We start from the raw sequence: 15299 nt of genomic DNA, 5'->3' as shown, positions 1-15299 counted from the left end.
ATGACCCTGGAGAATTTGTCCTGCCAGAAAAGCTTTGGCGGCTGGCACAAGCGCTACCGGCACCGCTCAAACGTGCTGGGGTGTGACATGGTGTTTGCCGTCTACCTGCCGCCGCAGGCCGAGGAAGGCTGGCACTTGCCGGTGCTCTACTGGCTGTCGGGGCTGACCTGTACCGATGAGAACTTCATGCAGAAGGCCGGCGCCCAGCGCCTGGCCGCCGAGCTGGGAATCGTGATCGTCGCGCCGGACACTAGTCCGCGCGGGGCCGAGGTAGCGGGGGATCCCGACGGCGGCTGGGACTTCGGTCTGGGTGCCGGCTTCTACCTGAATGCCAGCGAGCAACCCTGGTCTCGCCATTACCGGATGCACGACTACGTGGTGCATGAGCTGCCGGCATTGATCGAGGCCAACTTCCCGGTATCCGACCGTCGCGGCATCAGCGGGCACTCCATGGGTGGCCATGGGGCGCTGGTGTGTGCGCTGCGCAATCCCGGGCGCTATCGGTCGGTTTCGGCCTTTGCCCCGATCAGCAACCCGATGGAGTGCCCGTGGGGGGAGAAAGCGTTTTCCCGTTACCTGGGCGAGGACCGTAGTCGCTGGCGTGAGTGGGATGCCTGTGCCTTGCTGGCCACGGCTAGCGAGCGACTGCCGCTGCTGATCGATCAGGGCGACCGGGATGACTTTCTTGACACCCAGCTCAAGCCCCAGGCCTTGCAGCAGGCCGCGCAGGCCGCCGGCCATCCGCTGCGGCTGCGCCTGCAGCCGGGTTACGACCACAGCTACTACTTCATCGCCAGTTTCATCGACGATCATCTGCGTCACCACTCCGAGCAGTTGAACGACTGAGACGGGTAAAGCGGTTAGAATCAGGCCCTTACTGACAAGGGCCTGATTCATGACCACGATGCGTATTGGCCACGGCTACGATGTTCACCGTTTCTGCGAGGGTACGTTCATTACCCTCGGCGGCGTGCAAATTCCCCACAAGTCTGGCCTGCTGGCCCATTCGGATGGCGACGTGCTGCTGCATGCGCTCTGTGATGCGCTGCTCGGCGCCGCGGCGCTTGGCGACATCGGCAAGCATTTTCCCGATACCGACCCCGCCTTCAAGGGCGCCGATAGCCGCGTCCTGCTGCGCCACGTTCTCGGGCTGCTTCAGGCCAAGGGCTATGGCGTCGGCAATGTCGATGCCACCATCGTGGCGCAGGCGCCGAAGATGGCACCGCATATCGAAATCATGCGCGCGTGCATCGCCGAGGACCTGCAGGTCGAGCTGGATCAGGTCAACGTCAAGGCCACCACCACCGAGAAGCTGGGTTTCACAGGCCGTGAGGAAGGCATTGCGGTGCATGCCGTCGCGCTGCTGGTGCGCTCATGAACGAGCTTGAACTGCTGGGCCCGCGCGCCCATGGCGAGCCTTGTGGGCGGGCGGTACTGAAAGCCACGGCCGAAGACTTTCAGGTCGACGAGGTGCTGGATATCCCGCTGTCCGGCCAGGGTGAACACCTCTGGCTGTGGGTGGAAAAACGCGGTCTGAACACCGAAGAAGCGGCCCGCCGTCTGGCCCGCGCCGCCGGCGTTTCGCAGCGCAATATCAGCTATGCCGGACTCAAGGACCGCCAGGCCCTGACCCGGCAATGGTTCAGCCTGCACCTGCCGGGCAAGAGCGATCCCGATCTGTCCGCAGCCGAAGGACCGACGCTGGGTATCCTCAAGGCCGTGCGTCACTCGCGCAAACTGCAGCGCGGTGCCCACGCGGCCAACGGCTTTACCCTGCGCCTGACTCAGTTGCAGGCGGACAAGGCCTTGCTGGAACAGCGTCTGGAGCAGATCAGGGCAAAGGGCATTCCCAACTACTATGGCCTGCAGCGCTTTGGCCATAGCGGCGGCAATGTGCTCGAGGCACGTCAGTATGCCGCGCGTGGCGAGCTGCCCGAGCAGCGCAGTCTGCGCTCGCGTCTGCTTTCTGCCGCACGCAGCTACCTGTTCAATCAGGCGCTGGCGGCGCGGGTAGCCGAATCCAGCTGGGATCGTGCGCAGGTAGGTGATCTGCTCGCGTTCACCGACAGCCGCAGTTTCTTTCTGGCCGGCGAGGCCGAGTGCAGCGATCCGCGCTTGGCGATCCTCGACCTGCATCCGACCGGTCCGCTGTGGGGCGAGGGCGTCAGTAACGCGGAGGGCGCTGCGCAGGCGCTGGAACAGCGCATTGCTGCGGCTGAGCCTGAGCTGGTCGACTGGCTGGTCAGGGCGGGCATGGCGCACGAACGGCGTATCCTGCGCCTCCCCATTGGCAGCCTGGCGTGGCATTATCCCGAGCCTGATATTTTGCAACTGGCATTCGTTCTGCCGGCCGGATGTTTCGCCACCGCTCTGGTGCGCGAGCTTGTCGATCTGGTGCCGGCGGGGCAGACGGACAATCCATGCGAATTCTGATTTCCAACGATGACGGGGTGAATGCACCGGGTATCGCCGCGCTGCACGGTGCGCTGGCCGATTACGCCGAGTGTGTGGTGATTGCGCCTGAGCAGGACAAGAGCGGCGCCAGCAGTTCGCTGACCCTGGATCGTCCGCTGCATCCGAGCACGCTGAGCAACGGCTTCATCAGCCTCAACGGCACGCCGACCGATTGTGTGCACCTGGGGCTCAATGGGCTGTTGCCCGAGCTGCCGCACATGGTTGTTTCGGGCATCAATCTCGGGGCCAACCTCGGTGATGATGTGCTGTATTCGGGTACCGTGGCGGCCGCTCTGGAAGGGCGCTTTCTCGATCTGCCGGCATTTGCCTTCTCGCTGATTTCGCGCCAGCCGGACAACCTGCCGACGGCGGCCTATTTCGCCCGAAAGCTGGTCGAGGGGCATGACAAGCTCGACCTGCCGCCGCGCACCGTACTCAACATCAATGTGCCCAACCTGCCGCTGGATAAAATCCGTGGTGTACAGCTGACCCGTCTGGGCCATCGTGCCCGTGCCGCGGCGCCAGTGAAGGTGGTCAATCCGCGTGGCAAGGAAGGCTACTGGATCTCGGTGGCCGGGGATGCTGAGGACGGCGGACCTGGCACCGATTTTCATGCGGTGATGCAGGGCTATGTCTCGATCACGCCACTGCAGCTGGATCGCACCTTTCACGAGGCCTTCAGTGGCCTGGCCAACGGGCTGGAGGGGCTGTTCTGATGCGCGGTAACGATCACCTGCAGCGCCACGGCATCGGCATGACGTCGCAGCGCACCCGCGAGCGCCTGATCGAGCGCCTGTACGAGGAAGGACTGTCCAATCCGCATGTGCTGGAAGTGATTCGCCGCACGCCCCGGCATCTGTTCGTCGACGAGGCGCTGGCACACCGCGCCTATGAAGACACGGCGCTGCCGATCGGCCATAACCAGACCATTTCCCAGCCCTATATCGTTGGGCGCATGACCGAGTTGCTGCTGGCGGCGGGCCCTCTGGACAAGGTGCTGGAGATCGGCACGGGCTGCGGCTACCAGACCGCCGTGCTGGCTCAGCTGGTCGAGCGGGTATTTACCGTCGAGCGTATCCAGGCACTGCAGGATCGCGCCAAGGAGCGTCTGGCTGAGCTCAACCTGCGCAATGTGGTGTACCGCTGGGGAGACGGCTGGGAAGGTTGGTCGGCGCTGGCGCCCTATAACGGCATCATGGTGACCGCCGCTGCGGCTGAAGTGCCGCAGGCGCTGCTCGATCAGTTGGCCATCGGTGGTCGTCTGGTGATTCCGGTAGGCGCAGGCGATGAGCAGGAGTTGCTGCTGATTGTGCGCGAAGAAGATGGCTTCAGCCGCCACGTGCTGGATGCCGTGCGTTTTGTGCCGTTGCTGCAGGGGCCGTTGCTCTGAGACCGTGCGTCACGGCCTGGCAGGCAAACAGAAAAATAATGAATGGAAGGGGAGCGCTCTTGGCACTCAGTGTAGCGATGCATCAGGCGCGGCCGCTTGGCCACTTGGGGCTGGTGGCAGCGGCAGCGCTGGCTCTTGTGCTGACTGGCTGCAGTAGCCAGCAGAGCGGTTCGGCACAGGTCATCGATGGGCATGGCGGCGCGCCAGTGCGTCAGCCGGCAGCCGGCGGTCAGTACATTGTGCAGCGCGGCGATACCCTGTATTCGATCGCCTTCCGTTTCGGTTGGGACTGGAAGGCCCTGGCGGCACGCAACCAGATCGGTGCGCCCTATGTGATCCGTCCCGGCCAGGTAATTCGCTTCGATCAGGCGGGTGGTCAAGTGCCGGTGGTCGCAAAAACCATTCCGCCTGTCGGGAATGCCAAGCCTGTCGCAATGCCGCCCCCCGTTCGTCCGGTGGCGCCCGTGGTTGCGCCTGTGATCACAAATACGCCGGCAAAACCCGCGATCCAGACTGCTCCGCCGGCGAACGTGCCGCTGCAGAAGTCCGCCAGTGGTTGGGTGTGGCCTGCCAGTGGCGCCTTGATCGGCCGTTATTCCTCAAACGGCAGTTTGAATAAAGGAATTGATATAGCCGGGAACTTGGGCCAGCCTGTTTTGGCTGCGTCTAGCGGGTCAGTGGTGTACGCCGGCAGTGGATTGAGGGGCTACGGCGAGCTGGTGATCATCAAGCACAGCGATACCTACGTGAGTGCCTACGGACATAACCGCAGGCTATTGGTTCGGGAGGGCCAGCAGGTCAAGGTTGGGCAAGCCATTGCGGAAATGGGCTCGACAGGTGCTGATCGCGTGAAGCTGCATTTTGAAATCCGCCGTCAGGGTAAACCTGTAGATCCGTTGCAATACCTGCCCAAGCGCTGATCGCTGGGTCTTGTCGTCCGCGTAGGTCGGTCGAGCATCACAGGGGCGTGGATAGCCTTTGGTGTGCTCGCAATCGGATTCAGTACGGGATGGCAAGACCATGGCTGTGAATAAAAATAAAGAAGCGCCGGATTTTGATGTCGAAGATGATGTTCTGCTGCTGGATCAGGACATCGAACTGGATGATGCCGACGAGATCGCCGAGGTTGGCGCGGTCAAAGGCAAGAGCAGCGCCGCACTCAAACAGCACAAGTACATCGACTACACCCGCGCGCTCGACGCGACTCAGCTGTATCTCAACGAAATCGGTTTTTCCCCCCTGCTGACGCCTGAAGAGGAAGTCCATTTTGCCCGCCTGGCGCAAAAGGGCGATCCGGCCGGGCGCAAACGCATGATCGAGAGCAATCTGCGCCTGGTGGTGAAGATTGCCCGGCGCTATGTCAACCGTGGCCTCACCCTGCTGGACCTCATCGAAGAGGGCAATCTGGGCCTGATCCGCGCGGTCGAGAAGTTCGACCCCGAGCGCGGCTTCCGTTTCTCCACCTACGCCACCTGGTGGATCCGTCAGACCATCGAACGCGCCATCATGAACCAGACGCGTACCATCCGTTTGCCGATTCATGTGGTCAAGGAACTCAACGTCTATCTGCGTGCCGCTCGTGAGCTGACGCAGAAGCTCGACCATGAGCCGTCCCCAGAAGAAATTGCCCACCTGCTGGAGAAGCCCGTCGGTGAGGTCAAGCGTATGCTGGGTCTGAACGAACGTGTTTCGTCTGTCGACGTTTCCCTCGGCCCGGATTCGGACAAGACTCTACTGGATACCCTGACCGACGACCGTCCGACTGACCCTTGTGAGCTGTTGCAGGACGATGACCTGAGCCAGAGCATCGATCAGTGGCTGTCGGACCTGTCGGAGAAACAGCGCGAGGTGGTTGTACGCCGCTTTGGCCTGCGTGGCCATGAGAGTTGCACGCTGGAGGAGGTGGGCCAGGAAATCGGCCTGACCCGCGAGCGCGTGCGGCAGATTCAGGTCGAAGCGCTCAAGCGCCTGCGTGAGATCTTCGAAATCAACGGTCTGTCGGGTGAGTCGCTGTTCCAGTAACGCTGCATCGCTGACGCAAAGCCCCGCTGTGGCGGGGCTTTGCATTTCTGCCTGGCAGAGATGACGAGCAAGAAAAAGCCCGGCGATTGCCGGGCTTTTTCTTGCATGGCGTTTACTTGATCTCGACGGCCAGGCTGTCGTGGATCTTCTTCTGCCAGATGGCCGGGCCGGTGATATGCACCGACTCGCCCTTGGTGTCGACCGCCACGGTCACTGGCATGTCCTTCACTTCGAACTCGTAGATGGCCTCCATGCCCAGCTCGGCAAAGGCCAGTACCTTGGACTTCTTGATCGCCTGAGCGACCAGATAGGCGGCGCCACCGACGGCCATCAGGTACACGGCCTTGTTGTCCTTGATCGCCTCGATGGCGATCGGCCCGCGCTCGGACTTGCCGATCATGCCCAGCAGGCCGGTGCTTTCGAGGATCTGCCGAGTGAACTTGTCCATCCGTGTAGCGGTGGTCGGACCAGCTGGGCCGACTACTTCGTCACCGACCGGATCGACTGGGCCGACGTAATAGATGAAGCGGCCTTTGAGGTCGACCGGCAACTCTTCACCCTTGTTCAGCATGTCGACCATGCGCTTGTGCGCGGCGTCGCGGCCGGTGAGCATCTTACCGTTGAGCAGTACGGTTTCGCCCGGCTTCCAGCTCTGCACTTCTTCCGGGGTGATGGTGTCCAGATTGACGCGACGCGCGCTCGGGCCGGCTTCCCAGACGATTTCCGGGTAGGCGGACAGGTCCGGCGCTTCCAGTTCGGCCGGGCCGGAGCCGTCGAGCACGAAGTGGGCGTGACGGGTGGCGGCACAGTTGGGGATCATGCACACCGGCAGGGAAGCGGCGTGAGTCGGGTAGTCCATGATCTTCACGTCGAGCACGGTGGTCAGGCCGCCCAGGCCCTGGGCGCCGATGCCCAGCTGGTTGACCTTGTCGAACAGCTCCAGGCGCAGTTCCTCGATGCGGTTCTGCGGGCCGCGGGCCTTCAGCTCGTGGATGTCGATGTGCTCCATCAGCACTTCCTTGGCCATCACCGCGGCTTTCTCGGCGGTGCCGCCGATACCGATGCCGAGCATGCCCGGCGGGCACCAGCCAGCGCCCATTTCCGGTACGGTCTTCAGCACCCAGTCGACGATCGAGTCGGACGGGTTGAGCATGGCCATCTTCGACTTGTTCTCGGAGCCGCCGCCCTTGGCCGCAACGTCTACTTCCACCTTGTCGCCAGGGACGATGGAGTAGTGGATCACCGCCGGGGTGTTGTCCTTGGTGTTCTTGCGGGCACCGGCCGGGTCGGCCAGGATCGAGGCGCGCAGGACGTTTTCCGGCAGGTTGTAGGCGCGGCGCACGCCTTCGTTGATCATGTCGTCGACGCTCATGGTGGCGCCGTCCCAGCGCACGTCCATGCCGACCTTGATGAACACGGTGACGATGCCGGTGTCCTGGCAGATCGGGCGGTGGCCGGTGGCGCACATGCGCGAGTTGATGAGGATCTGCGCCATGGAGTCGCGCGCGGCCGGCGACTCTTCCTTCAGGTAGGCTTCGTGCATGGCCTGGATGAAGTCGACGGGGTGGTAATAGGAGATGAACTGCAGGGCGTCTGCAACGCTCTGGATCAGGTCATCCTGCTTGATCACGGTCATGGGGCGCGCTCCTTTATCTGGGCAGGAACTTTGAAGGGTGCCAGTCGTTGGCTGGCACGCAGGAAAAACGGGCGCGGCAGTATAACGCGCCGACCTGGCAGGGCATACCTTGGACGCAGAAGCGGTGTGCGAGCCGTTGATTCTTTATAGTGCCCGGCAAACCGGAGCAGGTGAGGTCAGGCAATGCCGCAGTTGAGCGTGGCGGGACAACAATTCGAAGTGGCATTGGGCAGCAACCTGCTGGATGCCCTCAAGGTGAGCGGTATTGCCGTGCCGAGCAGTTGCCGGGCGGGGAGCTGTCTGGTCTGTCAGGTGCGTTGCGTGGCCGGCGAGCTGCAGGATGCTCAGCCCCAGGCGTTGCCTGCCGAGCGTTATGCCGAGGGTTGGCGGCTGGCCTGTCAGTGTCGGGTAGCGGGTGATGCTGAGGTGGAAGTCTTTGATCCTGCGCGTGCTGGCATGCTGGCCACTGTGGTCGGGCATGACTGGCTGACGCCGGATGTGCTGCGCCTGCGCCTGTTGCCGGAGCGCGCGCTGCGCTATCAGGCCGGGCAGCATGTGCAGCTTTGCGCCAGCCCCGAACTGCTGCGTCCCTATTCGCTGGCCAGCCTGCCCGACGAGGACCGTTGGCTGGAGTTTCATGTGCAGTGCCGCACGCAGGGCGCCTTTTCCCAATTCGCGCGCCAGTTGCAGCAGGGCAGCACCCTGCGCCTGGGGGCTCTGCAGGGCGGCAGTCTGCACTACGACGCCGAGTGGCAATCGCGCCCGTTGCTGCTGCTGGCTTCGGGTACTGGCCTGGCGCCGCTCTATGGGGTGTTGCGGGAGGCGTTGCGCCAGGGGCATGCGGCACCGATATGCCTGTGTCACGTCGCCCATGACGCGCAGGGGCATTACCTGCGCCAAGAACTGTTGGCGCTGGCCGTGGAGCATCCGCAGCTGCGGCTGGAGTTTATCGTCGCGGCCGAGCTGCCCGCCTTTTTGGCGCAATTCCGCCTTGTTGAGCGGAGCAGCATCGCCTTAGTCTGCGCGCACCCGGCCAGGGTGGAGGCGTTTGCCAAGTCTCTGTACCTGGCCGGTTTGCCGCGAACCCAGGTGTTCGCCGATGTGTTTGTCAGTGCCAATGAGCAGGGGGAATGATGGATTCGGTGCAGGTGAGAGTGGATGCCGGGGTGATGACCCTGCGCATGAACCGGGCGGACAAGAAGAATGCCCTGACCCGGGCCATGTACAGCCGTATGGCCGAAGCCCTGCGCGAGGCGGATACCGAGCGTTCGGTGCGCGCGGTACTGATCACCGGCAGCGAACAGTGCTTTACCAGCGGCAATGATGTGGCCGACTTTCTGCAGGCACCGCCCTCCGGAATGGACAGCCCGGTGTTCCAGTTCATGCAGGCGCTGTTCGAGCTGCAAAAACCGATCATCGCCGGAGTTGCAGGGCCGGCCGTGGGTATCGGCACCACGCTGCTGCTGCATTGCGACTTGGTGTATGTCAGCCAGAATGCCGTGCTGAAAATGCCCTTCGTCAATCTGGGGCTGTGCCCCGAATTCGGTTCCAGCCTGATCCTGCCGCGTTTGCTCGGGCCGGCGCGGGCTAGCGAGCTGCTGCTACTCGGCGAGAGCTTTAGCGGTGAGCAGGCGGCGCAGTGGGGGATCGCCACGGCGGCGCTGGAAAACGGCGCTGCGGCACTGACCAAGGCGGCGTCTGCGGCTCAGCGCTTCACCCAGTTGGCGCCCTCTGCCGTGGCAGACAGCAAGCGCCTGATGCGCACGCCGGGACGTGAGGAGTTGCGCCAGGCGATCGAGGCAGAGGGCGATCTGTTCATTCGGCGCCTGCGCTCGCCCGAGGCACTGGAGGCACTGTCAGCCTTCATGCAGCGACGTCAGCCGGATTTCTCGCGCTTCAATTGATACGGGCGTGATTACAGGCGCGGTGCATCGGCCGGCGCGGTCTTGTCCACCGCCGGCAGGTGCAGGCTGCGCTCGGCCAGGCGGGTGCCTTCCAGTTGCGGCTGGGTCACCCAGTTGAGAATGTCGTAGTAGCGCCGCACGTTCTGCACGAAGTGCACGGTCTCGCCGCCGCGGGCATAGCCGTAACGGGTCTTGCTGTACCACTGTTTCTGCGCCAGTCGCGGCAGCATCTGCTTCACATCCAGCCACTTGTTCGGGTCCAGGCCTTCGGCCTTGGCCAGTTTGCGCGCGTCCGACAGGTGGGCGATGCCGATGTTGTAGGCGGCCAGGGCGAACCAGGTGCGATCAGGCTCGGTCATGTCCTCAGTGAGGTTGGCGTGCAGCGTGGCGAAATACTTGGCGCCCCCCTCGATGCTCTGTCGAGGGTCCAGGCGGTTGGCGATGCCCATGGCCTGGGCGGTGTCCTGAGTCAGCATCATCAGGCCGCGCACGCCGGTCTTGGAGGTAGCGTCCGGCACCCACATGGATTCCTGGTAGCCGATGGCGGCCAGCAGGCGCCAGTCCAACTGATGGCTCTGGGCGCTGCGCTTGAAGTGTTGCTCATAGCGGCTCAGGCGCTGCTGCAGGTGCTGGGCGAAGGTATAGGCGCCGACATAGCTGAGCAGGTCGACATGGCCGTAGTAGCGTTGGCGCAGCCGTTCCAGGGTGCCATCCTCGGCGGCCTGTTTGAGGAAGGCGTTGACCTCGTCGCGCAGGCTGCTGTCGTCGCTCAGCGGCATGGCCCAGGCCAGGCCCTGCGGTTCGCCGAAGTCAAAGGCGACGCGCACGTTGGCGAAGTACACCTGATTCATCGCCAGCTCGTTGGAGTCGACCAGGGTGATGTCGATCTGACCTTCGTCGAGCAGGCGCAGCAGGTCGACCACCTCGACCGAATCGGATTCTTCCCAGCGCAGCTCCGGCAGTTCGGCCTGCAGTTGCCGGAGTGCCTCGGCGTGGCTGCTGCCCTTGAGCACCAGGATATGCTTGCCAACCAGTTCGCTGGGTTGGGTCGGGCGTGGGCGGCCATTTCGATAGACCACCTGGGTGTTGGTCGGCAGGTAGCTGTCGCTAAACTGTACCTGCTGGCGGCGCTGATCGCTGGGTGTCAGGCCGGCGGCAGCCAGTGCCGGGCCATTGGGTTGCTGCAGGCGTTGATAGAGGTCGTCGAGGTGATCGGCCGTTTCCATCTGCAGGCGCACGCCCAGACGGTCGGCCAGGCGCCGGGCCAGTTCGTATTCGAAGCCTGCCTCACCAGTGCGATCCTGAAAATAGGTGGTCGGGCTGTTGCGGGTGACCACGCGCAGCGCGCCATCCTCCTGAATGCGCTCGATGGTGGTGGGCTCTTTGCAGGCCGCGAGCAGCAGGAGAAGACCGGTCGCCAGCAGCCGGCAGGCATGGCGCATGCGTAATGCAAGATAGGCGGACATTGCCGCAGTATACGCAAAGGCCCCGGCGGGCCATATCTCGACAGCCACGGTCATCTCTGTTAGCCGTGCGGTGGGGCGACAGGCGGCAGACCGACTGATCGGCAAGCGTGCATCGCGGGTGCCCGGCGCCGGCGCTTTAGGCTAGAATGCACGGCCTCTGAGGGTCACCAATTGGTCGACCCCCACCGTCATCGTCTCCAGAGGCTGTTCTGACAATGCTCATCCTGCGCGGCGCTCCCGCCCTTTCCGCCTTCCGTCACGGCAAACTGCTCGACCAACTGACCCAGGTTGCCCCTGGCGTTACCGGGCTGTACGCCGAGTTTGCCCACTTCGCCGATGTGACCGGGCAGCTCCTGGCCGAAGAGGAGCAGGTGCTGGAGCGCCTGCTCAAGTACGGCCCGAGTGTGCCGGTGCAGGAGCCTTCGGGTCGTCTGTTTCTTGTGGTGCCGCGCTTTGGCACCATCTCTCCGTGGGCGAGCAAGGCCAGCGATATCGCGCGCAACTGCGGTCTGGCCAAGATTCAGCGCCTGGAGCGCGGTATCGCCTATTACGTGAGTGGCGAGCTGAGCGAGGCCGAGGCGAGCGCCGTTGCTTCCCGTCTGCATGACCGCATGACCCAGCTGGTACTGGGTGCGCTGGAAGAGGCTGCGCCACTGTTCAGCCATGCCCAGCCCAAGCCGCTGACGGCCGTGGATGTGCTCGGCGGCGGTCGCGCTGCGCTGGAAAAGGCCAACGTCGAACTGGGTCTGGCACTGGCCGAAGACGAAATCGATTACCTGGTACAGAGCTTCGCCGAGCTGGGGCGCAATCCCCATGACGTCGAGCTGATGATGTTTGCTCAGGCCAACTCCGAACACTGCCGGCACAAGATCTTCAATGCCAGCTGGGATATCGACGGTCAGGCTCAGGACAAGTCGCTGTTCGGCATGATCAAGAACACCTACCAGATGCATGGCGAGGGAGTGCTGTCGGCCTACAAGGACAACGCCGCGGTGATCGTCGGCAACGTTGCAGGGCGCTTCTACCCGAATCCCGAGACCCGCGAATACGCCGCGTCTCAGGAACCGGTGCATATCCTGATGAAGGTCGAGACGCACAACCACCCGACCGCCATCGCGCCATTCCCCGGCGCTTCCACCGGCTCCGGTGGCGAGATTCGCGACGAGGGTGCTACCGGTCGTGGCGCCAAGCCCAAGGCTGGTCTGGTCGGCTTCACCGTTTCCAACCTGCAGATTCCGGGCTTTGTGCAGCCGTGGGAAAAGCCTTACGGCAAACCGGAGCGCATTGTCAGCGCGCTGGACATCATGGTTGAAGGCCCGCTGGGTGGCGCGGCGTTCAACAACGAGTTCGGCCGTCCGGCTCTGACCGGCTATTTCCGTACCTTCGAGCAGTCCGTGGCGACCCCGCGCGGCGAGGAAGTGCGTGGCTACCACAAGCCGATCATGCTGGCCGGCGGCATGGGTAACATCCGTGAGGAGCATGTGCAGAAGGGCGAGATTTCGGTCGGTGCCAAACTGATCGTGCTCGGCGGCCCGGCCATGCTGATCGGTCTGGGCGGTGGTGCTGCCTCGTCGATGGCGACTGGTGCCAGCTCGGCTGACCTGGATTTCGCTTCGGTACAGCGCGACAACCCGGAAATGGAGCGCCGCTGTCAGGAAGTCATCGACCGCTGCTGGCAGCTGGGCGAGCAGAACCCGATCAAGTTCATTCACGACGTCGGCGCCGGCGGTATCTCCAACGCCCTGCCGGAGCTGATCAACGACGGCGGTCGTGGTGGTCGTTTCGAACTGCGTAATGTGCCCAACGATGAGCCGGGCATGGCGCCGCTGGAAATCTGGTGCAACGAGTCGCAGGAGCGTTACGTGCTGAGCGTGGACGCCGCCGACTTCGAGCGTTTCAAGGCCATCTGCGAGCGTGAGCGTTGCCCGTTTGCCGTGGTCGGCGAGGCCACCGAAGAGCTGCAGCTGACCGTGACCGACAGCCATTTCGGCAACAAGCCGGTGGATATGCCGCTCAACGTACTGCTCGGCAAAACGCCGCGCATGCACCGCAGCGCTTTACGTGAAGAGGCGCTGGGCGATGGGTTCAATGCCGCGCAGATCGATCTGAGCGAGGCCATCAGTCGTGTTCTGCATCACCCGGCAGTGGCCAGCAAGAACTTCCTGATCACCATTGGCGACCGCACCATTACCGGTCTGGTAGCGCGCGATCAGATGGTCGGCCCGTGGCAGGTGCCGGTGGCCGACTGTGCCGTGACCGCCACCAGCTTCGACGTCTACACCGGTGAAGCCATGGCCATGGGTGAACGCACGCCGATGGCGCTGCTCGATGCCGCCGCCTCCGGGCGCATGGCCATTGGTGAAACCCTGACCAACCTGGCTGCTTCCAGCATTGCCCAGCTGTCTGACATCAAACTGTCGGCCAACTGGATGGCCGCTGCCGGCCACCCGGGTGAAGACGCGCGCCTGTACGACACAGTGAAGGCGGTGGGCATGGAACTGTGCCCGGCGCTGGGCATCACCATTCCGGTCGGCAAGGACTCCATGTCCATGAAGACCCGCTGGCAGGATGAGCAGGGCGAGAAGAGCGTGACCTCGCCGCTGTCGCTGATCGTGTCGGGCTTTGCTCCGGTCACCGATATCCGCAAGACCCTGACCCCACAACTGCGTCTGGACAAGGGCGAGACCGATCTGATCCTGATCGACCTCGGTCGCGGGCAGAATCGCCTGGGTGCTTCGATTCTGGCTCAGGTCTACGGCCAGCTCGGCCGCCAGGTGCCGGATGTCGATGATGCCGAGGATCTCAAGGCCTTCTTCGCCGTGATCCAGGGCCTGAATGCCGATGGCAAGCTGCTCGCCTATCACGACCGCTCCGACGGCGGCCTGTTGGCCACGGCGGTGGAAATGGCGTTCGCCGGTCACTGCGGCCTGAATCTGAACCTCGATGCGCTGGCCGATACTGCGGCGGAAGCCGCGGCGGTACTGTTCAACGAAGAGCTGGGTGCACTGATTCAGGTGCATCAGGACGACAGCGAAGAGGTGCTGGCGCAGTTCAGTGCTGCGGGCCTGGGTGACTGTGTGGCCGTGCTCGGTCAGCCGGTCAATGGCGACGAGGTAGTGCTGACCCTCAATGGTCAGCAGCTTTTCAGCGGCTCGCGCCGCGTGCTGCAGCGCACCTGGAGCGAGACCAGCTACCAGATCCAGCGTCTGCGCGATAACGCCGTGTGCGCCGATCAGGAATTTGACAACCTGCTCGACGAAGACAATCCGGGCTTGTCGGTCAAGCTGTCGTTCGACGTCAATCAGGACATCGCCGCGCCCTACATCAAGAGTGGTGTGCGTCCGCAGGTTGCCATCCTGCGCGAGCAGGGCGTCAACGGTCAGGTCGAGATGGCGGCGGCTTTCGACCGCGCCGGCTTCCGCGCCATTGATGTGCACATGAGCGATATCCTAGCCGGTCGCGTCAGTCTGGAAGAGTTCAAGGGCCTGGTGGCCTGTGGCGGTTTCTCCTACGGCGACGTGCTGGGTGCCGGTGAGGGCTGGGCCAAGTCGGTACTGTTCAATAACCGCGCCCGTGATGCTTTCCAGGCGTTCTTCGAGCGCAAGGACAGCTTTGCTCTTGGCGTGTGCAACGGCTGCCAGATGATGAGCAACCTGCATGAGCTGATTCCGGGCAGCGAGGCCTGGCCGCATTTCGTGCGCAACCGCTCGGAGCAGTTCGAGGCGCGCGTGGCCATGGTTCAGGTGCAGGAGTCGGCGTCGATCTTCCTGCGCGGTATGGCCGGCTCGCGCCTGCCTATCGCCATTGCTCACGGTGAGGGACATGCCGAGTTCGAGAGCGAGGAAGCCCTGCTCGAGGCTGATCTCTCCGGAACGGTGGCCATGCGTTTTATCGACAACCATGGCAAGGTCACTGAAACCTACCCTGCCAACCCCAACGGTTCGCCGCGCGGTATCACCGGCCTGTGCAACCGTGACGGTCGCGTGACCATCATGATGCCGCACCCGGAGCGTGTGTTCCGTGCCGTGCAGAACTCCTGGCGCCCGGATGAGTGGCAGGAAGACGGCGGCTGGATGCGCATGTTCCGCAACGCGCGGGTCTGGGTCGAGTAAGTCGCGTGGGGCGGTGGGTGTGAGCGATTCCCAGCCGCCCCTGCTTCCCGAGGTGCGCCCGGTCGAGCCGGGCGATCACCTGTCGCTATGTACCTGCGGGCGCTCGTCCGCGCTTCCCGATTGTAATCAGGCATGTGTCGCCGCCCTTCAGTTCAGGGCAGACAAGGCGCGCTTGCTGCTGCTCTGCCGCTGCGGGCGTTCGGCCCGGTTGCCCTACTGTGATGGTAGCCATGCGCCGCCGGCTACTGGCTGGCGGGCCCGCTGGCGCCGTTTCACCGGTCGCGATGGTTCAGCGCGCTGACGTTTGTCGGGTGT

General features: G+C 63.7%; 13 protein-coding genes. 11 read left to right on the top strand and 2 right to left on the bottom strand.

Annotated elements, in window-relative coordinates; genetic code table 11:
- From fghA to rpoS, 7 genes are all read left to right on the top strand, one after another.
- Positions 1–846: an S-formylglutathione hydrolase gene (gene fghA, locus HNP49_RS07760; protein WP_184682056.1), complete on the top strand. Its 846-nt coding sequence runs from the start codon at positions 1–3 to the stop codon at positions 844–846.
- Positions 847–904: 58 nt separating this feature from the next.
- Positions 905–1378 carry a 2-C-methyl-D-erythritol 2,4-cyclodiphosphate synthase gene (ispF, locus tag HNP49_RS07755; RefSeq protein WP_184682529.1) on the top strand — a complete coding sequence of 158 codons (474 nt, stop codon included), beginning with the start codon at positions 905–907 and terminating at the stop codon, positions 1376–1378.
- Positions 1375–2433 (top strand): tRNA pseudouridine(13) synthase TruD, encoded by a 1059-nt coding sequence (gene truD / locus HNP49_RS07750; protein WP_184682054.1) that lies wholly within the window; start codon positions 1375–1377, stop codon positions 2431–2433. The genes ispF and truD overlap by 4 nt, the downstream gene beginning before the upstream one ends.
- Positions 2421–3170, top strand: a complete 750-nt coding sequence (surE, locus tag HNP49_RS07745) for a 5'/3'-nucleotidase SurE (RefSeq protein ID WP_184682053.1) — start codon at positions 2421–2423, stop codon at positions 3168–3170. The genes truD and surE overlap by 13 nt, the downstream gene beginning before the upstream one ends.
- 38 nt (positions 3171–3208) lie before the next feature.
- Positions 3209–3844, top strand: coding sequence for a protein-L-isoaspartate(D-aspartate) O-methyltransferase (locus HNP49_RS07740; RefSeq protein WP_184682528.1), 636 nt, complete (start codon positions 3209–3211; stop codon positions 3842–3844).
- Positions 3845–3921: 77 nt separating this feature from the next.
- The gene (locus HNP49_RS07735; protein ID WP_184682527.1) at positions 3922–4764 is read left to right on the top strand and encodes a peptidoglycan DD-metalloendopeptidase family protein; all 843 of its coding nucleotides are present in this window, start codon (positions 3922–3924) and stop codon (positions 4762–4764) included.
- Positions 4765–4864: 100 nt separating this feature from the next.
- Positions 4865–5866 (top strand): RNA polymerase sigma factor RpoS, encoded by a 1002-nt coding sequence (rpoS, locus tag HNP49_RS07730; protein WP_184682051.1) that lies wholly within the window; start codon positions 4865–4867, stop codon positions 5864–5866.
- A gap of 112 nt (positions 5867–5978) precedes the next feature.
- Here rpoS and HNP49_RS07725 read toward each other — a convergent pair whose 3' ends face one another.
- Entirely contained in the window at positions 5979–7502 is a 1524-nt protein-coding gene (locus tag HNP49_RS07725; RefSeq protein WP_184682050.1) for a fumarate hydratase, read from the bottom strand.
- Positions 7503–7685: 183 nt separating this feature from the next.
- Here HNP49_RS07725 and HNP49_RS07720 point away from each other — a divergent pair, with 183 nt between their 5' ends.
- Together HNP49_RS07720 and HNP49_RS07715 are read left to right on the top strand one after the other, a co-directional pair.
- Positions 7686–8636: an iron-sulfur-binding ferredoxin reductase gene (locus HNP49_RS07720; protein WP_184682048.1), complete on the top strand. Its 951-nt coding sequence runs from the start codon at positions 7686–7688 to the stop codon at positions 8634–8636.
- Positions 8633–9406, top strand: a complete 774-nt coding sequence (locus HNP49_RS07715) for an enoyl-CoA hydratase (RefSeq protein ID WP_184682047.1) — start codon at positions 8633–8635, stop codon at positions 9404–9406. The genes HNP49_RS07720 and HNP49_RS07715 overlap by 4 nt, the downstream gene beginning before the upstream one ends.
- Positions 9407–9417: 11 nt before the next feature.
- On the opposite strand, the gene mltF is transcribed toward HNP49_RS07715, so the two are convergent.
- On the bottom strand, positions 9418–10872 hold the full coding sequence (gene mltF, locus HNP49_RS07710; protein ID WP_184682045.1) for a membrane-bound lytic murein transglycosylase MltF: 1455 nt from the start codon (positions 10870–10872) through the stop codon (positions 9418–9420).
- A 215-nt stretch (positions 10873–11087) separates the two neighbouring features.
- On the opposite strand from mltF, the gene purL reads away from it, so the two are divergent.
- Entirely contained in the window at positions 11088–14984 is a 3897-nt protein-coding gene (gene purL / locus HNP49_RS07705) for a phosphoribosylformylglycinamidine synthase (protein WP_184682044.1), read from the top strand.
- Complete coding sequence (locus HNP49_RS18970) at positions 14920–15285, top strand: CDGSH iron-sulfur domain-containing protein (RefSeq protein ID WP_184682042.1); 366 nt, start codon at positions 14920–14922, stop codon at positions 15283–15285. Before purL ends, HNP49_RS18970 begins: the two co-directional genes overlap by 65 nt.
- The last annotated feature ends 14 nt before the right edge of the window (positions 15286–15299 follow it).

The sequence above is a fragment of the Pseudomonas fluvialis genome, assembly GCF_014207935.1.
In the GTDB taxonomy this organism is placed as follows: domain Bacteria; phylum Pseudomonadota; class Gammaproteobacteria; order Pseudomonadales; family Pseudomonadaceae; genus Aquipseudomonas; species Aquipseudomonas fluvialis_A.
This window is presented reverse-complemented; position numbering and strand designations above follow the sequence as displayed.